The sequence below is a fragment of the Serratia sp. BNK-4 genome (genome assembly GCF_048685115.1).
Lineage (GTDB): Bacteria > Pseudomonadota > Gammaproteobacteria > Enterobacterales > Enterobacteriaceae > Serratia > Serratia bockelmannii.
Map to the genome: position 1 here is coordinate 3141276 of NZ_JBLQTM010000001.1, position 21109 is coordinate 3162384.

Annotated in this window: 17 protein-coding genes; 8 read left to right on the forward strand and 9 right to left on the reverse strand. The window is 61.3% G+C overall.

What is annotated here, in order from left to right; translation table 11 throughout:
* Positions 1 to 2: 2 nt before the first annotated feature.
* A complete protein-coding gene (locus tag ACMGGW_RS15075) occupies positions 3 to 1370 on the reverse strand; it encodes an APC family permease (protein WP_025303526.1) in 1368 nt (455 codons plus the stop codon).
* 535 nt (positions 1371 to 1905) lie between these two features.
* Positions 1906 to 3324, reverse strand: a complete 1419-nt coding sequence (locus ACMGGW_RS15080; RefSeq protein WP_025303527.1) for a glutamine synthetase family protein — start codon at positions 3322 to 3324, stop codon at positions 1906 to 1908.
* 395 nt (positions 3325 to 3719) lie between these two features.
* Between ACMGGW_RS15080 and puuR the strand changes: the two genes are divergently transcribed.
* The 5 genes from puuR (at position 3720) to ACMGGW_RS15105 (ending at position 10177) form a co-directional block, all read left to right on the forward strand.
* The gene (gene puuR, locus ACMGGW_RS15085; RefSeq protein ID WP_025303528.1) at positions 3720 to 4277 is read left to right on the forward strand and encodes an HTH-type transcriptional regulator PuuR; all 558 of its coding nucleotides are present in this window, start codon (positions 3720 to 3722) and stop codon (positions 4275 to 4277) included.
* A 155-nt stretch (positions 4278 to 4432) separates the two neighbouring features.
* Positions 4433 to 5944, forward strand: a complete 1512-nt coding sequence (locus ACMGGW_RS15090; RefSeq protein WP_197832523.1) for a sugar ABC transporter ATP-binding protein — start codon at positions 4433 to 4435, stop codon at positions 5942 to 5944.
* Complete coding sequence (locus ACMGGW_RS15095; protein ID WP_016926998.1) at positions 5941 to 6936, forward strand: ABC transporter permease; 996 nt, start codon at positions 5941 to 5943, stop codon at positions 6934 to 6936. The genes ACMGGW_RS15090 and ACMGGW_RS15095 overlap by 4 nt, the downstream gene beginning before the upstream one ends.
* 244 nt (positions 6937 to 7180) lie before the next feature.
* Positions 7181 to 9169, forward strand: coding sequence for a ligand-gated channel protein (locus ACMGGW_RS15100; RefSeq protein WP_049205277.1), 1989 nt, complete (start codon positions 7181 to 7183; stop codon positions 9167 to 9169).
* A gap of 78 nt (positions 9170 to 9247) precedes the next feature.
* On the forward strand, positions 9248 to 10177 hold the full coding sequence (locus ACMGGW_RS15105; protein WP_420279519.1) for a siderophore ABC transporter substrate-binding protein: 930 nt from the start codon (positions 9248 to 9250) through the stop codon (positions 10175 to 10177).
* Positions 10178 to 10210: 33 nt separating this feature from the next.
* Here the strand turns inward: ACMGGW_RS15105 and ACMGGW_RS15110 are convergent, their stop codons facing one another.
* Positions 10211 to 10999, reverse strand: coding sequence for an ABC transporter ATP-binding protein (locus tag ACMGGW_RS15110; protein WP_004935663.1), 789 nt, complete (start codon positions 10997 to 10999; stop codon positions 10211 to 10213).
* Positions 10996 to 12078, reverse strand: a complete 1083-nt coding sequence (locus ACMGGW_RS15115; RefSeq protein ID WP_049205273.1) for a FecCD family ABC transporter permease — start codon at positions 12076 to 12078, stop codon at positions 10996 to 10998. Before ACMGGW_RS15115 ends, ACMGGW_RS15110 begins: the two co-directional genes overlap by 4 nt.
* Before the next feature lie 364 nt (positions 12079 to 12442).
* Between ACMGGW_RS15115 and ACMGGW_RS15120 the strand changes: the two genes are divergently transcribed.
* The gene (locus tag ACMGGW_RS15120) at positions 12443 to 13543 is read left to right on the forward strand and encodes a GGDEF domain-containing protein (RefSeq protein WP_049208517.1); all 1101 of its coding nucleotides are present in this window, start codon (positions 12443 to 12445) and stop codon (positions 13541 to 13543) included.
* 45 nt (positions 13544 to 13588) lie between these two features.
* Here the strand turns inward: ACMGGW_RS15120 and ACMGGW_RS15125 are convergent, their stop codons facing one another.
* The 3 genes from ACMGGW_RS15125 to ACMGGW_RS15135 form a co-directional block, all read right to left on the reverse strand.
* Positions 13589 to 15067, reverse strand: coding sequence for an amino acid permease (locus ACMGGW_RS15125; RefSeq protein WP_025303535.1), 1479 nt, complete (start codon positions 15065 to 15067; stop codon positions 13589 to 13591).
* A 218-nt stretch (positions 15068 to 15285) separates the two neighbouring features.
* A complete protein-coding gene (yieE, locus tag ACMGGW_RS15130) occupies positions 15286 to 16152 on the reverse strand; it encodes a DNA-binding transcriptional regulator YeiE (RefSeq protein WP_025303536.1) in 867 nt (288 codons plus the stop codon).
* A gap of 95 nt (positions 16153 to 16247) precedes the next feature.
* On the reverse strand, positions 16248 to 16445 hold the full coding sequence (locus ACMGGW_RS15135; protein ID WP_025303537.1) for a hypothetical protein: 198 nt from the start codon (positions 16443 to 16445) through the stop codon (positions 16248 to 16250).
* A 193-nt stretch (positions 16446 to 16638) separates the two neighbouring features.
* Between ACMGGW_RS15135 and ACMGGW_RS15140 the strand changes: the two genes are divergently transcribed.
* Both ACMGGW_RS15140 and nfo read left to right on the forward strand, forming a co-directional pair.
* On the forward strand, positions 16639 to 17712 hold the full coding sequence (locus ACMGGW_RS15140; protein WP_025303538.1) for a YeiH family protein: 1074 nt from the start codon (positions 16639 to 16641) through the stop codon (positions 17710 to 17712).
* Positions 17713 to 17810: 98 nt separating this feature from the next.
* Complete coding sequence (nfo, locus tag ACMGGW_RS15145; protein WP_025303539.1) at positions 17811 to 18650, forward strand: deoxyribonuclease IV; 840 nt, start codon at positions 17811 to 17813, stop codon at positions 18648 to 18650.
* A 19-nt stretch (positions 18651 to 18669) separates the two neighbouring features.
* Here the strand turns inward: nfo and ACMGGW_RS15150 are convergent, their stop codons facing one another.
* Positions 18670 to 19263, reverse strand: coding sequence for a DJ-1/PfpI family protein (locus ACMGGW_RS15150; protein ID WP_025303540.1), 594 nt, complete (start codon positions 19261 to 19263; stop codon positions 18670 to 18672).
* Between the two features lie 160 nt (positions 19264 to 19423).
* Complete coding sequence (gene fruA, locus ACMGGW_RS15155) at positions 19424 to 21109, reverse strand: PTS fructose transporter subunit IIBC (protein WP_060433639.1); 1686 nt, start codon at positions 21107 to 21109, stop codon at positions 19424 to 19426.

Genomic DNA, 21109 nt, shown 5'->3' on the forward strand with positions numbered 1-21109 from the left:
GCTTAGGCGGCGTCTTCGCTCGCTTGCGGCACCGGCAGACGGAAGCTGCGGGTGACGAAGGCCAGGTAGATCAAACCGATGGCCGCCCAAACCAGGCCCAGCGTCATCGAGCTGGCTTCCAGGTTGATCCACAGCGCGCCGACGGTCAGTGCGCCCATCACCGGCAGGATCAGGTAGTTAAATGTGTCCTTCACGGTGCGGTTCATCTTGTCGCGAATATAGAACTGCGAGATCACCGACAGGTTAACGAAGGTGAAGGCCACCAGCGCACCGAAGTTGATCAGCGCGGTCGCGGTCACCAGGTCAAACGACACCGCGGACAACGCGATGGCGCCTACAAGCAGCACGTTCAGCGCCGGGGTACGCCACTTCGGATGCACATAGCCGAAGAAGCGAGTCGGGAACACGCCGTCGCGGCCCATCACGTACATCAGACGCGAAACGCCCGCGTGCGCCGCCATGCCCGACGCCAATACCGTCACGCAGGAGAACACCAGGATCACCGACTGGAAGAACTTGCCCGCCACGTACAGCATGATTTCAGGCTGTGAGGCGTCCGGATCCTTGAAGCGCGAGATGTCCGGGAAGTACAGCTGCACGAAGTAAGACACCACGATAAAGATGATGCCGCCGATCAGCGCCGTCAGGAAGATGGCTTTCGGGATCACTTTTTCCGCGTCTTTGGTCTCTTCGGACAGCGAGCTGATGCCGTCGAAGCCCAGGAACGAGAAGCACAGGATGGTCGCGCCGGTAATCATCGGCACCACGTGGGCGTTATCGGACCAGAACGGGCGGCTGCTGACCAGCGTACCGGCGCCTTCGCCGTGGTAAATACCGTTGATCACCAGGCCGAGGAACACGATCATGATCGCCACCTGCACCACCACGATGATGGAGTTCAGGTTAGCCACCAGCTTGATGCCGCGCAGGTTGAAAATCGTCATCAAGCCGACCAGCACCGCCACGAAGATCCAGGACGGTACGCCCGGGAAGATCGCTTCCAGGTAAATCTTGGCCAGCAAAATGTTGATCATCGGCATGAACAGGTAGTCCAGCAGCGATGACCAGCCCACCATAAAGCCGACGTGCGGGCTGATGGCTTTCTGGGCGTAGGTGTAGGCGGAACCGGCGGAAGGGAATTTCTTCACCAGCTTGCCATAGCTCAGGGCGGTAAACAGGATCGCCAGCAGAGCGAAGGCGTACGCGGTCGCGACGTGACCATCGGTCAAGCCGGATACGATGCCGAAGGTATCGAAAATGGTCATTGGCTGCAGGTAAGCCAAGCCCATCATCACTACCGGAACTAATGTCAGGGTTTTACGCAGCTGAGTGCGCTGAGCCGGAGCGGCGTTGATGGTGTTATCGGACATTGTTCAGCCCCCCCTTACCTTGAGCCTTGCGGATGGCGGACACGCCAAGACTTAAGGTTGCGGGGAAACTTCGCAACGAGCGACTTAATTCTAAAAGAAGGGGGTTGTAAGCTGGATAACGGGTCGAGGTAACCTCGGCTGCTCCATAGTCGCTGCGGCCACAGCGGAAACCGGCGGGCACCGGCGCTAAAGTGAAAAATTGCCCCATCTTTCTAATCCTCATGAGTCACGACCATAAAGTTTTGTTTGATCGTGCACGAAACTATTTATCTATCCGGATCGGTGTCCGGCCTCGCTTGGTGTATGAAACGCTACGTTGGTAAAACATAATGCAAAAAAAATAACCGACGCTTTCAAAACGTCGGCTATCTGCATTTGAGATATTTTGCACCAGAATGCCTCCGAATGACAAGATCCGGAAACCCTCAAATACAAATTCTTTTTGTCGATCGCACGGAAAACCAGCCCGGCAGGCGAATTAATCCGCTGCCGGCAGGCCAGTCACCCGCACATACCTCTTACTTTATACGCCCATTCAGGCATTTTTCAACATCCAGTCGATCTCGGTTTCCGTCACCCGCCGTTCAAACTGCAGCAGTTCGTCGGTCTTGCAGGCGTGATACACCTGGGTGAAACGCTCGCCCAGATAGTGCGTCAGCGCGTGCTGATGTTCAAACTCGTACAGCGCGTCGCTCTGGCGGATCGGCAGCGGCAGCCCTTCCTGCTCCAGCCCGTTGCCGGTCACCGGCTCAGGCAACGGCAGTAGGTTGTCCAGCCCGTACAGCATGCCGGCCAGGATCGCCGCCATCACCAGATAAGGATTGGCATCGGCGCCGGCCACGCGGTACTCCACCCGGTGGTTCTCCGGTTCGCCGCAGGGAATGCGCAGCGCCACGGTGCGGTTGTTGTGGCCCCAGGCGGCCTGGATCGGCACATACATCCCCGGCTGGAAGCGCCGGTAGGCGTTGACGTTCGGCGCCAGCAGCGCCATCGACGCCGGCATCAGGGTGATCATCCCGGCCAATGCCTGTTTCAAGAGCGGCGAATCCTCGCCTTCGGCGTCGGCAAACAGGTTGTTGCCCGCACTATCCTGCATGCTGACATGCACGTGCATGCCGCTGCCGGCGTAATCCTCATAGGGTTTGGCCATAAAGGTGGCGTGCATGTCGTGGTTCTCGGCGACCAGCCGCACCAGCCGCTTCAGCGCCAGCGCGTGGTCGCAGGCCAGCAGGATGTCGTCGGTATGACGCAGGTTGACCTCGAACTGCCCCGGCGACGCCTCCGCCACCGCGCCGTCCGCCGGCAGCCCCTGCAGCTTCGCCAGCGCGTCGATATCGTTCAGCACCTCGGCGAAATGGTTCAGGTTATCGACGGAATACACCTGGCTTTGGGTGTTGCGTTCCTGAGTGCCGGGCGCACACGGCGGCTGCAGATCGCCTTCCGCGTCGCGCAGCCTATCGATGAGATAAAACTCCAGCTCTACCGCTGCCACCGGAAACAAACCGCGCTGGCGCAGCGCCTGCCACACGCGGTTCAGCACATTGCGGGGTTCAACGTCAAAGGGAGTGCCATCTTCATCCAGCATGGTGAGCAGCACCTGGCCGATGTGCTCCGGATCGGCGGCCGACGGCGTCAGCGAACCGGGCACCGGCAGGCAAATGCGGTCCGGTTCGCCGAGCTCCTGCCCAAGGCCGGTCTCCTCCACCACGTTGCCAAGGATGTCCATGGCGAACACCGACGCGGGGAAGTAGCTGCCTTTTTCCAGTTTTTTTAACCCAGAGACGGGTATGCGTTTGCCGCGGAAGGAACCATTAAGATCGGTGAGAAGGATATCGACATACTGCGTGGCGGGATGGCGTTCCAAATAATGAGCAACCTCATTTTGGAACGCGCTACTTCGCCTCTCTTCATGATGCTGTGCAAAATGTTCAACTGCTGCGCTATTGGTTTGCATACGTCACCCGCCATTATGCTCTGAAGGCGCGTTGGCGCCCGTCCACCGTTCGATTCAACACATGATTGGATTTCTCGTCAGGCCGCGCCGCTGCCGGGCGCTCAAAATAACATCCACAATATGAAACATAGTATTAACAGAATGGGTTTGCAAATGTTACAATCCTGTTTGATTATTCGCCAGCGGCTGCTAAATTGATAAAATATTGACCGAAAAGGCCTTACTGCCATTTTCACGTCAACTATTTTGTCCAACGCACCAAGAGTGAACATGGGCAATATATTTTCCAAACCCACCCTAACTACCGATATCATGCAGTATCGTTATCGACCAGACAGGCACCCGATAGCGATCTTCATTTCTGCCTGTCGCCCTTACCAGAAGGAAGTACCGCTATGAGCGAAGTCAGCTTGGCACCGGGCAAACGCCTGTCGCAGATCCGTCAGCAATTGGGTTTGTCACAGCGCCGGGTCGCCGAACTGTCCGGGTTAACCCACAGTGCGATCAGCACCATCGAACAGGACAAGGTCAGCCCGGCCATCAGCACGCTGCAAAAGCTGCTGAAGGTGTATGGCCTGTCGCTGTCTGAATTCTTTGCCGAACCGGAAGCCGCCGACGAACCGCGCGTGGTGATCGACGCCGAAGATCTGATTGAGATCGGCAGTCAGGGGGTGTCGATGAAGCTGGTGCACAACGGCAGCCCGACGCGCAACCTGGCGATGATGCTGGAAACCTACCAGCCCGGCACCACCACCGGTGAAAAGATCAAGCACCAGGGCGAAGAGATAGGCACCCTGCTGGAGGGCGAGATCGTGCTGACCATCAACGGCCAGAGCTACTGCCTGACCGCCGGCCAGAGTTACGCCATCAACACCGGCATCCCGCACAGCTTCAGCAATACTTCGGCGCGCATCTGCCGCATCGTCAGCGCACATACCCCCACCACCTTCTGACCGCTTATCGCTCCGGCGCAGCCTGACAGGGTTGCGCCCCCTGCCTCTCGACGTTTTTCATCGTCGTTATGCCATTTTGTTGGTTGCCAACGGCGCAATCTGTGTTACAACAGAGCAAAACAGCCATCTAAACATCTAAACGGCCTTACTACCCTATGTCAACCGCAACGCCTTCACGCCTCGAGATGCGCAATATCTCGATCGCCTTCGCCGGCTTCAACGCGCTGCAGGACGTGGACTTCACGCTGCAGGGCGGTTCAATCCATGCGCTGGTCGGCGCCAATGGCGCGGGCAAGTCGACACTGATGGCGATCCTCTCCGGCGCCCACGATCACTACCGCGGCGAGATCCTGATCGACGGCCGGGCAGTGGAAATTCATTCCCCGCTGCAGGCGCGCCGCCACGGCATCCACGTGGTACAGCAAGAGGTCGACGTCGCGCTGATCCCCACGCTGTCGGTGGCGGAAAACATCATGCTGGACTGGCTGAACGAACCGGGCCACTGGCTGAACTGGGCGGAACTGCACCGCCGCGCCGCGCAGCTGCTGCAGCAATGGGCGCTGCCGCTCAACCCGCGCAGACGCCTGGCGGACTGCACGCTGGCGGAAAAACAGCAGGTGCTGCTGGCGCGCGCGCTGTCGCACCGCTGCCGTTTTTTGGTGCTCGATGAACCGACCGCGCCGCTCGATCGCGCCGAGAGCGAGCGCCTGTTCAACGTGGTGCGCCGCCTGCAATCCGAAGGCATCGGCATCGTGTTCATTTCTCACCGCATCCACGAACTGAGCGACATTTGCGATCGGCTGACGGTGCTGCGCGACGGGCGGCGCGTCAGCGAAGACGCCATGCGCGGGCTGAGCGGCGAACAGATCGTCGAGAAAATGCTCGGCCACCGGCTGGACGACATTTTCCCGCCGCCGCGCCCGCCGCACGCTGGGCGTAAGCTGCTGCAGGTGGAGGGCTTGCGCGATCGCCATAAGCTGCGCGACGTTTCGCTGCGGCTGCATGAAGGAGAGATCCTCGGCATCGCCGGGCTGGCCGGAGCGGGCAAAACCGAACTGTGCAAGGCATTGTTCGGCGCCAGCACCGTGCAGCTCGAGCGCGGCGAACTGCGCGGGCAGCCCTGGGCGCCACGCGCGCCGCACCTGTCGGTCGAACAAGGATTGGCGCTGGTGCCGGAAGAGCGCCGCAAAGAAGGCATTTTTATCGATGAGGCGATCCCGATGAACCTGAGCGTCAGCGCCGACGACAGCTTCTCGCGCTGGAGCCTGTTCAGCCGGCGGCAAGAGCTGCGCTGGGCGCGCGAGATCATGCAGAGTCTGAACATTCGCGCCTCCGGCCCGCAACAGCGGCTGGCGCGCCTGTCCGGCGGCAATCAGCAAAAAGTGGCGATCGGCAAGTGGCTGCGCGGCAACGCCGAGGTGCTGATCTTCGATGAGCCGACCAAGGGCGTGGACATCAAGGCCAAGCAGGAGCTGTTCAGCCTGATCGACGGCCTGGCTCACGCCGGCAAAGGCGTGATTTACGCCTCCGGCGAGTTCGCCGAGCTGATTGGCCTGTGCGATCGCATCTGCGTGCTGTGGGACGGCCGCATCGTGGCGGAGTTGAACGCCGCCGACATCGACGAAGAAACCTTATTGCTCTATTCCACCGGAGGAACCCCTGCGTGAGTAAAGAATTTGCCTTGCGGCCTGCGCTGCCCTGGCGCCAACAGCTGTTTGATTTCCTCTACAAGTGGGGCATGCTGCTGACCGTCGCGGCGCTGATCGCCCTGTTTGGCCTGGCGTCGGACAACTTTCTCGATGCCAATAACATCATCAATATCCTGCGTTCGATCGCCATCGTGACGGTGATCGCCATCGGCGTCTCTATCTCGCTGTCGGTCGGCGGTTTCGATCTGTCGGTCGGCTCGACCGCCTCGCTGGCCAACGCGCTGGTGATTTCACTGTTCGTCTGGCACGGGTTCGGCACCACCGGCGCCATCGTGGTGACGCTGCTGCTGTGCACGCTGGTCGGCCTGTTCAACGCCCTGCTGATCGTGGTGTTCAGAATTCCCGACATGCTGGCGACGCTGGCCAGCCTGTTCGTGATCCAGGGCGTAGCGATGACCTACAGCTACGGCGGCTCCATCACCCAAAACATGGTGCTGCCGAATGGCGACATGGCGGAAGGCCTGATCCCAGAGGTGTTTTCCGCCCTCGGCCAGGTGCCGGTGATCGTGCTGATCATGTTGGCGGTCACCGTGGCGGTACAGCTGTTCCTCTCGTTGACCAAGCACGGCCGCCGGATGTACGCCATCGGCGGCAACCCCGAGGCTGCGCGTCTGTCGGGTATCCGCACCGTACGTTACAGGGTTGCCGCTTACGTCATTTCTTCCTGGCTGGCGGCGCTTGGCGGCATCTTGCTGGCGTCACGTATCGGCTCTTCGCAGGTCAATGCCGGCGGCGGCTATCTGATGGACGCGGTGGCGGCGGCCTATATCGGTTTCTCGCTGGCGGGCTCCGGCAAACCCAATGCGCTCGGCACCCTGATCGGCGCAGTGATCCTCGGCGTGCTGCAAAACGGCCTGGTGATGCTGTCGGTGCCCTACTACGCCATGGATATTATCAAAGGCCTGGTGCTGGCGCTGGCGCTGGCCATCACCTACATCCAGAAACGCTGATCCTCCCCGGCGCACGCCCGCTGCGCCGCTTTTCCCTTTAATTCATCCGGTTACCCTTTCCCGTCAGTAGAACAAGCATACAAATGATATGAATTATCATTAGCGTTTACATTCAGTAAAAAATCCTTACAATACCCTCACGCAACGCTGACGAAGCGAAGTATTTCTCAGCGAACGATGAATAATTTCATTAGAAATTCAATTGGTTAATTACTTTCACTTCAATCCAGGAAAGGTTCACCTCATGGAAACGCCACGTTACAGCAAGCTCGCCGCTCTGGTGATTGCCTCACTCAGCGCCACCGCCGCACTGGCCGCGCCGCAGGACGACACCCAGGACACCATGGTCGTCACCGCCTCCGGCTTCCAGCAAAAAATTCAGGACTCCGCCGCGTCCATCTCGGTGATCCCGCGCCAGCAGATCGAAGACAAGGCCTATCGCGACGTGACCGACGCGCTGAAAGACGTGCCTGGCGTGGTGGTCACCGGCGGCGCCAGCAGCAGCGACATCAGCATCCGCGGCATGTCCTCCAAGTACACGCTGATCCTGGTGGACGGCAAGCGCGTTGACACCCGCGGAACCCGTCCGAACAGCGACAACGCCGGCATCGAACAGGGCTGGCTGCCGCCGATGGAAGCCATCGAGCGCATCGAAGTGGTGCGCGGCCCGATGTCTTCGCTGTACGGTTCCGACGCCATGGGCGGCGTGATCAACGTCATCACCCGCAAGACTTCCCGCACCGAGTGGAAAGGCTCGCTACACGGCGACGCCACCCTTCAGGAAAACCGCGATTCCGGCGATCTGTTCCAGACCAACGCCTACGCCTCCGGCCCGCTGATTGAAGGCCTGCTCGGCGTGCGGGTCAACGGCCTGCTGTCGCGCCGCGCCGAAGATAAAATCGCCAACGGTTACAACGAACAGCGCATGCGCAGCGGCACCGCGGTGTTCACTCTGACACCGGACGAGAAGAACGAATTCGACTTCGAAATCGGCCGCTCGCTGCAGGATCGTAACAGCACGCCGGGCAAATCGGTGGTGGCGGAGCGCTGCAGCAAAGGCAAGTGCAAACCTACCTCTCGCAGCGAAGATCTCTACACCCGCACCAACTACTCGCTGACCCACAACGGTTATTACGACTTCGGTAACTCAACCAGCTACGTTCAGCGGGAAGAGACCAACAACCCGGGCCGTAAGATGAAGATGTACAACACCATCTTCAACACCCAGAACCAGTTCGAGCTGGGTTCCCACATGCTGAACCTCGGCGGCCAATACCGCTATGAGAAACTGGGCGACAGCGGCAACCAGCTGAGCTCGGCGAAAGACGTCAACCAGCTGACGCGCTGGAGCTGGGCGCTGTTCGCCGAAGACGAATGGGCGCTGACCAACGACTTCAGCCTGACCAGCGGCATCCGTATGGACCGCGATCAGAACTTCGGCAGCCACTGGTCGCCGCGCATGTACGGCGTCTGGCACCTGACCGAGCAGTGGACGATGAAAGGCGGCGTCTCCGCCGGCTACCGTTCGCCGGATCTGCGCCAATCCTCCGCCAGCTGGGGCCAGGTCACCGGTGGCGGCGTGCGTAACGGCATCATCGTCGGCAACCCGGATCTGCAGCCGGAGAAGAGCCTGAGCGAAGAGATCGGCCTGATGTGGGATAGCCTGAAAGGCGTCAACGCCGGCGTGACCGTCTTCAACACCGATTTCAAGAACAAGATCACCGAAGTCCGCCGCTGCGAAGACACGCCGGACTGCAAGATCGGCAACGAGGTCTATGACTTTATCAGCGATCGCGTCAACGTCGACAAAGCCAATATGCGCGGCGTAGAAGCCACCTTCGGCTGGCAGATCAACAAAGACTGGAAGTGGAACACCAACTACACCTACACCGCTTCCGAGCAGAAGAGCGGCGAGTTCCAGGGCAAGGCGCTCAACCAGATGCCGAAGCATATGCTCAACACCGTGCTGGACTGGCAGGCCACGCAGGACCTCAGCCTGTGGTCGCGCGTTAACTTCCGCAGCCGCACCTCAGACTACCTGAGCCGCACGTCGATGGAGACCAGCACGCCGTCCTACACCTTTGTCGATGCGGGCCTGAGCTATCAGGCGGCGAAAAACCTGCAGTTGACCGGCGGGGTTTACAACATCCTCGACAAAACCGTGGATTACGATCACTACCGCACCACGCTGGACGGCCGCCGTTACACCGTCGGCATGACCTACAACTTCTGATGCCCCTGGGCGCGCGCTGCGCGCCCTTTTCATTCCATCACCGTGAGGAAGCTCCATGAGATTACGCCGCTCCCCCTGATGATCGCCCTGCTGGCCGCGATGGCGCTGGCGGGTTGCCACAGCAAAACCGATACGCCGATAGCCGCTACTCCGGCCACCGTCAACGTCCAGCACCTGAACGGCAGCACCGAGGTGAAGAAGCACCCGCAGCGCATCGTGGTGCTGGATTACGCGTCTCTGGAAACGCTGCAGCTGCTGGGCGTCGAACCGCTGGCGCTGCCCGGCAACCGCAAGAACTTGCCGGATAGCCTGAAGCGCTATCAGGATGACAAATACCTCAATGCCGGCACCCTGTTCGAACCGGATATGGCCGTGCTGCGCGCCGCCAAGCCGGACCTGATCCTGATCGCCGGCCGGGCGTCCAAAGCCTATGACGAGCTGAACGCGCTGGCACCGACGTTGAACATGTCCGTCGATCAGCAGGATCAGTTGGGCAGCCTGAAACAGCGCACCCTGCAGCTGGGCGAGCTGTTCGATAAGCAGCAACAGGCGCAGGCGGCGATCGATAAGCTGGATGCGCAGATCGCCGCAGTCAAACCACAGGCCACCCAGGCCGGGCGAGGGCTGGTGGTGCTGTTCTCCGGCGGCAAGATCAGCGCTTACGCGCCCAAGAGCCGTTTCAGCTTCGTCTATGACGCCCTCGGCTTCTCGTCCGCGCTGCAGTCCGACGAAAAAGACGTGCGCGGCAACAAGCTGACGCCTGAGCAGGTCGCCAAACTGAATCCGGACTGGCTGTTCGTCATCGACAGAGACGCCGCGACCGGGCGGCCGAACGCGGTGGCACCGCAGAAAATCCTCACCGGCACCGCGCTGAAGAAAACCACGGCGGTGAAAAAAGGCCAGGTGGTCTACCTGCCGGCAGCCGAGGTGTATCTGTCCGGCGGCATCGTTACCGCCCAGCACGTCGTCGAACGCGTGAGCGAGGCCCTGAACCACGCTGCGCGATAAAGAAAGCCCGGCGATGCCGGGCTTTTTCTTGGGTTAAATCGTCGGCTGGTTCACCAGACCGTCTATCAGCACCTGCGGCGTGCCCTGCGAGCAACGCTCGATGCGCCCGCGCACGCCGTAGACCCGCGCCAGGCTCTGCGGCGTAATCACCTGATCCGGCGCGCCATCGGCGATCAGATCGCCATCCTGCAGCATCAGCACGTGGTCGCCGTGACGCAGCGCGATGTTGATGTCATGCACCACCACCACCGTCACGATATTGCGCTTGCGGGTTTCGCGGCGCACCAAATCCATCACGTGGAACTGGTAGTTGAGATCGAGCGCGCTCAGCGGCTCATCCAGCAGCAGCAGCGACGGCTGACGGATCAGCGACTGCGCCAACCCCACCAGCTGTTTCTGGCCGCCGGACAGCTGATCGAGATAGCTCAGCGCCAGGTGGGCGATGCCCAGCTGTTCCAGCAAAGCCATCACTTCCGCTTCGCTGCCGGCGTTGCTGCGGCCGCCCGAGGCGCGCTGCGCCACGATGATCGACTCCAGCACGTGCAGATGCACTCCGGCGGGCAGCGACTGCGGCAGGTACACCACTTTCTCCGCCCGACGGGCGAACGGCATCTGCATCAGATCGCCGTCGTCCAGCCACAGCTTGCCCTGCGCCGGGTTCAGCCCGGCCAGCGAGCGCAGCAGCGTCGATTTGCCGCTGCCATTCGGCCCCAGCAGCACGGTGATTTGCCCGCGCGGCAGCATCGGCACCGAGAGATTGTCGATCACCTGGCGTTTCGGGTAACCCGCCGAGAAGTTTTCTATCCGTAAACCCTGGCTCATACGTTCCCCCGGTGGCGCAGAATAATGCTCAGGAAGAACGGCACCCCGACCAGCGACGTGACGATCCCCACCGGGATGATTACCCCAGGCACCAGGTTTTTCGACGCCACCGAGGCCATCGACAACACCAGCGCGCCAATCAGCGCACTGGCCGGCAGGTAGAAACGGTGATCTTCGCCGAAGATCATGCGGGCGATGTGCGGCGCCACCAGACCGATAAAGCCGATCGGCCCGACGAACGCCACCGCCAGCGCCGAGAGCATGCTGATGCGCAGCAGCGTGGTCAAACGCAGCCGACGCACGTCGATGCCGAAGCTCACCGCCCGGTCTTCACCCAGACGCAGCGCGGTCAGTTTCCACGAGCTCATCATCGACAGCGGCAGCAGCACGGCGAACACCCCGAACAGAATGCCCAGTTTGTCCCACGAGGCGCGCGCCAGGCTGCCCATGGTCCAGAACACCAGCCCCTGCAGCGTGTCCTCGCTGGCGATGAATTGCATCATCGAGACCAGCGCGTTGAAGGTAAACACCAGCGCGATGCCGAACAGCACCACGCCGGAGGTGGCGACCCGCGTCCAGCGCGTGATGCCGTCGAGCATCAGCGCAGCGAACAGCGCGAAGATAAAGGCGTTGGCGGAGATGAACCACTGGTCGGGAATCCCCGGAATGCCGATGCCAAGCACGATCGCCAACGCGGCGCCAAAGGCCGCGGCGGAAGAGACCCCGAGGGTAAAGGGGCTGGCCAGCGGGTTATTCAGGATGGTCTGCATCTCCGCCCCGGCCAGGCCGAGCGCAAAGCCCACCACCACCGCCATCAGCGCGTAAGGCAATCGGATGTCCCAGACGATCACCCTCGTGCCGGCATCGGCCGCGGCGGGGTCAAGCAGCGTCTGCCATAAGGACGACAGCGACAGGCCGGACGGCCCCATGGTGAAATCCAGCAGCAGCGAGCCCAGGATCGCCAGTGCCAACACGCCCATCATCATCAGGCGATGGCGAAGAATATGCTGATAACGCCCCATCACGCCGGCGTTGGGTTGCCCCTTGGCGTCAGTCATGGGATCGGTGGATACGCTCATTCGTTAAGATACCTGTTACAACCATCATGACAGCGGCGCGAAGGCGTCCGCCGTGAACCGGAAAGTGTGCGGCAGCAGCCTGCGCGCAGCCGTCCACAATAAAGCAAACGATAATACTTATCAATCATATCAATCGGTGAAAACAGCGTTATCGAAATGTAACAATTTGTTTTTACACGCCATTTTTCAAACCACCACGCTTACCCCCGCCAGCGGCCAGTAGGTTCATTATTCTGAAAGTGATCCCTGATCCGACCAGACTCTGACAAATAACGGCAAAACCACATAGAATCCAAAGCCACAGCACCGCGCGTGCAAAAAACCTTCAGGCCGCCGCAAGAGCGGCCTTATTGACGAGGCTGTAATGAGAAGTCCATCTCCGGCGACAACGCCCAAACGCCCGGCGCTGCTGAACTGGCTGTTATACAGCCCGCTGCAGGCCGATGACGAGCCGTTTCAACGCCAGCTGCGTCTCACGCTGACGCCCTCTCCTCTCACTCCCTGGCTGAATGCCGCAGGGCCGGTCGCGCTGTTGGTGGGGTACGCCTGGCTGAACCGACCGCTGGTCGGTATCGGCCTGCTGCTGCTGTTGCTGCTGTTGACCTCCGGGCGAGCCTGGCTGGCGCGCCGGCGTCAACCCGCCTGGCCGGACGCCATGCTGGTGACAGTGTTGCTGTGGACGCTGCTGGTCGGCGCCAGCGCCGCGCTGGCGATGCTGTCGGGCCGCTTCGTTTTAATACTTTTCGCCGGCCTCACCATCACCGCTCTGGCCTGCTGGCTGATGCAGCGCCACGCCGCCGCGCCACGCTTCGCGCTGCTTGAGGTGATCGCGCTGACGCTGCCTTACCTGCTGGCGGCACCGCTGTCGCGCGTGCAAAATCTGTTTGTCCTGGCGGACCTCGCGCCGCTGTGGCTGGTGCTGGCCCATGGCATGATCGCACGCTACCACCGCCAACTGGTGCAGCACGTCACGCTGGCCTGGGAGAAACAGCAGGCGTCGCACCGCGATCGCCTGACCGGCTTCCTCAACCGCGCGGGCGGCGAGGTGGTGATGCGCAGCATCTGCCGCCCCGCAGCGGCACAGACGATCTCCCACCTGTTCATTCTTGAGTTCGGTCCGCTGGCGGCGCTCTACCAAAGCCACGGCGTCCAGATCGGCGACGACGTACTGCGCACCGTCGGCGAGCGTCTCAAGACGCTGATCCGCCCGAGCGACTACGTCTGCCGCTATACCGGCGGCCTGTTTTTGATTCTGGTGCACGATCTGCCCTACGGCGCGGAAAGCGAATTCCTGGCGCGCATCGTGCCGCCGCTGGAGGCGCCCTACGATTTTGGCGCGTTCGGCGAGGTGAACATGCAGCTTAACGCCGGCATTGTGGCGCTGACGCAGCATTATGCGACGGTGGAAGATTTGATGAGTTCGGCGCAGCGGGCGCTGGCGGAAGCCAAAGGCGGGAAAAAGTAAAACCAAACGCGGCGGGAACCCCCGCCGCGTATCACTCACCGAAAATTACTTCACGTCCATCTTCGGGAATTCCATTTCGCTGTACTTCACGACACGGGTGCCTTGCGACAGCTTGTAACCGAACCAGATCAGCAGGAACAGCGGAATGCCGATGTAGGTCGCGGTCACGCCGTACCAGTCGATCTTATCTTGCAGGAAGGCCTGGTAGTTCTGCCCCAGGGTAATGATCAGGCACAGCACGAAGGCGAAGATCGGCCCCAGTGGGAAGAACCCGGAACGGTACGGCAAATCGTTCAGATCGCGCCCCTGCAGCATGTAACCGCGACGGAAACGGTAGTGGCTGATGGCGATGCCCAACCAGGCGATGAAACCGGTCATGCCCGAGGTATTCAGCAGCCACAGGTAAACCGACTGGTTGCCGAACATTGACGTCAGGAAGCACAGGCCGGCCACCACGCAGGTCGCATACAGCGCGTTACGCGGCACGCCGCCTTTCGACAGCTTGGCGAAAATGCGCGGCGCCTTGCCTTCCGATGCCAGGGTGTACAGCATGCGGGTCGATGCGTACATGCCCGAGTTACCGGCCGACAGCACCGCCGTCAGGATCACCGCGTTCATCACCGCCGCCGCCGACAACAGGCCGGCATGCTGGAACACCAGGGTGAACGGGCTGACGCTGATGTCTTTCACGTCGTTGCGCAGCAGGCTCGGATCGGTGTACGGAATGATCAGGCTGATGATCAGAATGGCGAAGATATAGAACAGCAGGATACGCCAGAACACCTGACGCACCGCGCGCGGGATGTTTTTACCCGGATTCTCCGATTCGCCGGCCGCGATACCGATGAGCTCGGTGCCCTGGAACGAGAAGCCGACGATCATGGCCACGCCGATCATCGCCGAGAAGCCGCCGGCAAACGGCGCGTCTCCTACCGTCCAGTTCTGCCAACCGGCATGCTCGCCGCCCTTCAGGATGCCGACGATCATCAGCACACCGACGGCGATGAAGATAATCACCGTGCTGACCTTGATTAACGCGAACCAGTATTCCGCCTCGCCGAACCCTTTCACCGAAATGTAGTTCAGCAGGAACATCAGGCCGAGGAACAGGGCGCTCCAGATCCAACCAGGGGTGTCCGGGAACCAGTAGTTCATTACCAACTGCGAGGCCACCAGGTCAACGGCGATGGTCACCGCCCAGTTGTACCAATAGTTCCAGCCCAGCGCGAAGCCGAAGCCTTCTTCCACGTATTTGGCGCCGTAAGTGGAGAATGAACCGGAGACCGGCATAAAGGCCGCCAGTTCGCCCAGGCTGGTCATCAGGAAGTACACCATCAAACCGATCAGAGCGTAAGACAGCAGCGCCCCGCCGGGGCCTGCCTGAGAAACCGTGGCCCCCGAGGCCACGAACAGGCCGGTGCCGATGGAGCCGCCGATGGCGATCATGGTCAAATGCCGGGCTTTCAGCTCGCGGCGCAATCCGGGTGCTTGCTGCCCCGATGTTTTTATATCCTGCTGAGCCATTCGTACCCTATCTGCTCTTTGAAAAAATGAGGGCGGATTGTAACAAATACCCGCCGGTGAACTAGCAACATTGCACTGATATAAGATAGCTTCATAATTCAGAGGCAATTATTAGCCGCGGCCCTTATGGCCTTACTTACTCTCATTAATGTGAGCGCGCGCAGGTTTTTATGCTTTCTTCGGCCTGCGCAGCAGCAGAGGACGTGACGCGCTGTCGATTACAGCGCGCAATAGCTGAGAAAACGCTGCAAGGCGTTGGAAATGTGCTTTTGCCGATGGCGGATCAGGTACAGGGTGCGCCGCAGCGGCGGCAGCGGCACCGGCAGTTCTACCAGTGCGCCGCTGGCCAGCTGTTCTGCCACCACGCGCCGCGACAGGCAGCTGATGCCGATACCGTGCCGCACCGCGTGCTTGATCGCCTCCGAGTTGCCGAGTTCCATCACCAGCTGGAAGTGCGGCAGGTGCGCCAACAGCAGATGATCCAGAACCTCGCGGGTGCCCGAACCACGCTCGCGCAGGATCCAAGGCGCATTGGCCAGCGCCTCCAGCGTCGGCGGTTGGTGGGTCAAGGGATTGTCCGGCGCGGCAAACACCACCAGCTCGTCCTCCAGCCACGGCTGCGTCACCAGCTCCGGCATATGGCAAGGCCCTTCGATCAGCCCCAAATCGACGCGAAAATCCGCCACCGCTACGATCACGTCCTGGCTGTTGCCAACGTTCAGCTCCAGCGGCGTGGCCGGAAAATCCCGACGGTAACGGGCGATCATCTCCGGCAGCATGTAGTTGCCGATGGTGCTGCTGGCGGCGATGCGCAGCGCCCCGCCGTCATGGCGGAACAGCTGCTCTATCTCCCCCGCCTGTTCCAACAGCGCCAGCGCCTTGGGATACAGCAACCGGCCGTGCTCGTTGATCACCAGCCGTTTGCCGACGCGATCAAACAGCTGCACGCCCAGCTGCCCCTCCAGATCCGCCAGCGCCGCGCTGACCGCCGACTGCGACAGCGCCAGCACCACCGAGGCCTGAGTGGTCGAACCGCTTTTCAGCACTTCGGTGAAGACTTCCAGTTGACGCAACGTGATATGCATAGCCGTCCCGGTATTGAAAAAGGGTTCTGCAAGAGAACCACAAAATGAAGTGGGTAGCCCGGCGAGGCTACCCTGTTTGCGGCCAATTCGGCGCGCTACCTGCCCAAGGCGACCAGCTGCGCCGCCGCGGCCAGCACCGCCTCGCGCGGCGTGCCGGTTTCGTCCCGCTGTATTAATTGCAGCATCGCCACCAGGTGATCGCGATCGACCGCCTTGTTTTCTTCAATCAAACGCCGCACCGCACGCCCCACTTCTTGATCTATCTGCTCTCTGCGTTGATCGTCGGTATCCATCGCCTGCTCCTGTTCAGTTGGAAAGTTGACGGCGGCTTGCCGCTCCTCCTCACCCTAGCCGCAATGCGGCTTTATGCCAATGCCTGGCTCAATACCACTTATTCAGATAGGTTATAAATATATAATCAATTTCTCTTTTATTCAGCCCAAACGTACTCTTAGCAGCAAGAAACAGACTGAAGGACTGACTTTTATGGCGACTGATACCACTCACACTTATCCCGAGCGACGCTTTCCGCTGTTCGGCCTGCCGCGCCTGGTGCCGGGGCTGGTACTGACCGGCGCGCTCACTGCGCTGGCCGTCTGGGCCGGCGACATTCCCTGGGTGGCGGAGCTGGGGCTGGGAGCGCTGACGCTGGCGATCCTGCTCGGCATTCTGGTGGGCAACACGCTGTACCCCCGCTGGCAAACCGTTTGTCACAGCGGCGTGCAGTTAGCCAAACAGCGCCTGCTGCGTTTGGGGATTATCCTTTACGGCTTCCGGCTGACCTTTCAGCAGATCGCCGACGTGGGCGCCAGCGGCATCATCATCGACGCGCTGACCCTGATCACCACCTTCCTGCTGGCCTGTTGGCTCGGCAAGAAAGTGTTCGGCATCGACAGCCAGACCGCGATACTGATCGGCGCCGGCAGCAGCATTTGCGGCGCGGCAGCGGTAATGGCCACCGAGCCGGTGCTCAAGGCCGATTCCAGCAAAGTGGCGGTAGCGGTCTCGACCGTGGTGGTATTCGGCACCCTGGCTATCTTCGTTTACCCCTGGCTGTATCAGTTGAATGAACACTTCCAGTGGCTGCCGTTCAGCCAGGAAACCTTCGGCATCTACGCCGGCTCCACCATCCACGAAGTGGCTCAGGTGGTCGCCGCCGGGCACGCCATCGGGCCTGACGCCGAAAATGCGGCAGTGATCGCCAAGATGATCCGCGTGATGATGCTGGCGCCGTTCCTGCTGCTGCTGTCGGGCTACATCAGCCGCGGCAGCGCAGGCAAGGCGGAAAAATCTGCCATCACCATTCCGTGGTTTGCCGTGCTGTTTATCGCCGTCGCCGGGCTGAACTCTTTCAACCTGCTGCCGGCCACGCTGGTGCGCCATCTGATCACCGCCGACACCTGGATGCTGGCGATGGCGATGGCGGCACTGGGGCTGACCACCCACATCAGCGCCGTGCGCCAGGCCGGGATGAAACCGATTCTGTTGGCCACGCTGCTGTTCGTCTGGCTGCTGGTCGGCGGCGGCGCGATAAACCAACTGGTGCAACACCTGCTGTAATCCCCCTCGGCGGCCCGCTTCGGCGGGCCGCCGCTTTTCGCCATTCAATCCGCCCGCCATCAATGCCATAATGTCACCGATAACACAGGAGAATGAAGATGAAGTTTGTCGGTGCACATGTCAGCGCGTCAGGCGGCGTGGATCAGGCGGTTATCCGCGCGCACGAATTGGAGGCGACCGCGTTCGCCCTGTTCACCAAAAATCAGCGTCAATGGAAGGCCGCACCGCTGGCCGCCGACGTGATCGATAAGTTCAAGAGCGCATGTGCCCAGTACGGCTTCGGGCCGGGGCAGATCCTGCCGCACGACAGCTACCTGATCAATCTGGGCCACCCGGTGGCCGAAGCGTTGGAAAAATCACGCGAGGCGTTTATCGACGAGCTGCAGCGCTGCGAACAGCTGGGGCTGACGCTGCTGAACTTCCATCCCGGCAGCCACCTGCTGCAAATCGATGAAGACAAGTGCCTGGCGCGCATCGCCGAATCGATCAACATCGCGCTGGATAAAACCGCCGGCGTGACGGCGGTGATCGAGAACACCGCCGGCCAGGGCAGCAACCTGGGCTTCAAATTCGAACACCTGGCGGCGATCATCGACGGCGTGGAAGATAAGAGCCGCGTCGGCGTTTGCATCGACACCTGCCACGCCTTCGCCGCCGGGTACGATCTGCGTACCGAAGAAGACTGCGAGCGCACTTTCAAGCAGTTGGGCGACATCGTCGGCTTCAACTACCTGCGCGGCATGCACCTGAATGACGCCAAGAGCGAGTTCAACAGCCGCGTCGACCGCCACCACAGCCTGGGGGAAGGCAACATCGGCAAAACGGTGTTCAGCTACATCATGCGCGATCCGCGCTTCGACAATATTCCGCTGATTCTGGAAACGGTAAACCCGGATATCTGGGCGGAAGAGATCGCCTGGCTGAAAGCACAGCAGTAACCCTCCCTTGGCCGCTCGCCTATGCGCGAGCGGTTTCCCCCACCGTGTGCTCCGCCGCCAGCATGGCGCTGAACTGGCGCAGCGTCTCTTCATCCAGGCCCGCCGCCCTAAACACCGCGGTGGTAAAGCTGACCGGCGCCGAGCCCGGTGCCGTAATGACACGGTCATCCACGACGGCGGCGGCGCTCGCAACGTAATGGCGCTGCCCGCTGTAGCCCTCAACATTGCCCGTCAAGAACTCGGCAGCGTTGGAGGTATGCGCCCTGCCGTTCAACAGGCCAGCCCGCGCCAACGCCAACGTCCCGCCGCAAATGCCCGCCAGAGTCGCGCCGCGTTGAGACTGCTCGTTGAGCAACGCGCGGATATCCGGCGCCCGTTCGGTTTCCCACAGGGTGCCGCCGACCACCACCAGCACCTCGGGGCGCCAATCCGCCAGTTCGGCCACGCTTTTTTCAACCTCGACCGTCAGCCCGCCCTGTGAGCGAAGCGTTCCGGCCTGCGGCGCAAAAAACGCCACCTCCAGCCCATAAAACGGGCCGCCAACGCCGGCAATCAGCGCGTATTCCCAATCGGCGAAACCGGGTGTGAGTACGATCGCCACTTTTTTAGCCACGGATGAATCTCCTTGAGTCATTGCTTGTTCGCAGGAACAAAGTCGCGCTATCAGCTTAGAAAGCGTTGTGGTTTCTGACCAGGGGTAAATCGTGCTAACTGCCTAAGGCACAAACAAAAACGCGCAGCTCGGGGCTGCGCGTTTTGCGGTATCGCGAGGCTTACGCCGCGGCGGTAACCGGTACTTCAGCACGTTTCAGCAGGGCATAAGCTACGCCCGCCAGCAGCGTACCGGCGGCGATCGCCACCAGGTACAGCAACACCGGCGAAATCGCGCCCGGGATCAGCAGCACGAACAGCCCGCCGTGCGGTGCCATCAGTTTGGCGCCGAAGGCCATCGACAGCGCGCCGGTCAGCGCCCCGCCGGCGATGCAGCACGGCAACACGCGCATCGGGTCGCGGGCGGCGAACGGAATCGCCCCTTCGGTGATGAAGCACAGCCCCAGCACCAACGCCGCCTTGCCGCCTTCCTGTTCGGATTTCGGGAACTTGCGGCGCGCCAGCAGTGTCGCCAGACCCATCGCCAGCGGTGGCACCATGCCCGCCGCCATGATCGCCGCCATCGGCGCATACACCGAAGAGCTGAGCAGCGCCACGCCAAACGCATAGGCCGCTTTGTTCACCGGGCCGCCCATGTCGGTACACATCATGCCGCCGAGGATTGCCCCCAGCAGTACGGCGTTGGCGGTGCCCAGCGATTGCAGCCAATGGGTCAGACCTTCCATGATTTTCGCCACCGGCGTGCCGACCACGTAAATCATGATGAGGCCGGTGATCAGGCTGGCGACCAGCGGAATGATCAAGATGGGCTTCAGCGCTTCCATACTTTGCGGCAGGCGCAGCTTGCTGCTGATCGCCTTAGCGACATAACCCGCCAGGAAGCCGGCGATGATGCCGCCGAGGAACCCGGCGCCGGTGCTCACCGCCAGCATGCCGCCGATCAGGCCCGGCGTCAGGCCCGGACGATCCGCGATGGAGAAGGCGATAAAACCGGCCAACACCGGCACCATCAGCGCAAAGGCGGAGCCGCCGCCGATCTGCATCAGCGCCGCCGCCAACGTGCCTTTGACTTCAAACGCCTTGATGCCGAACACGAACGACAGCGCGATGCACAGACCGCCGGCCACCACCATCGGCAGCATGTAGGACACGCCGGTCAGCAGGTGGCGATACGGGCCGCTGCCCTCTTTCTTTTTCGCCGCCGGCGCCGCGCTACCGCGCTGCTGCGGCTGGAACACCTCCGCCTCGGCCTGCGCCTTGTCCAGTTCCTGCGCGGTTTTCTTCAGCGCCAGACCGGTGGAAGTACGATACATCGGCTTACCGGCAAACTTGTCCAGATCCACTTCGATGTCCGCCGCGACGATCACCAGATCCGCCGCCGCCACTTCTTCCGGGGTGATGGCGTTGCCGGCGCCGACGGAACCGCGCGTTTCCACCTTCACCCACCAGCCGCGTTTCTTGGCTTCACTTTCAATGGCTTCGGCCGCCATAAAGGTATGCGCCACGCCGGTTGGGCAAGCGGTGATCGCCACGATGCGTTTTTGCCCATTGGCTTTCACCGGTGCCGCCGCCTGCGGCACCTGATAGGTTTCAGCTTCGGCCTTGGCACGCGCCAGAAAAGCATCCGGTTCCCGCACCGCCTGTTCGACATCGCCCACATACACCAATTTGCCGTTCAGCCCGGCGTCAGCAGGAGCAGCCTGCCCCGCCACCACCACCAGTTCGGCGTCCTGCAGTGACTCGACCAGCGTCAGGCCAGTTTTGGCCGCGGCGGCCTCCAGCATGCGTTTCGCCAGGTGGCCACGGGCCTGCCCCAGCGAACTGTCTACCATCAGCAGCGTTTTCAT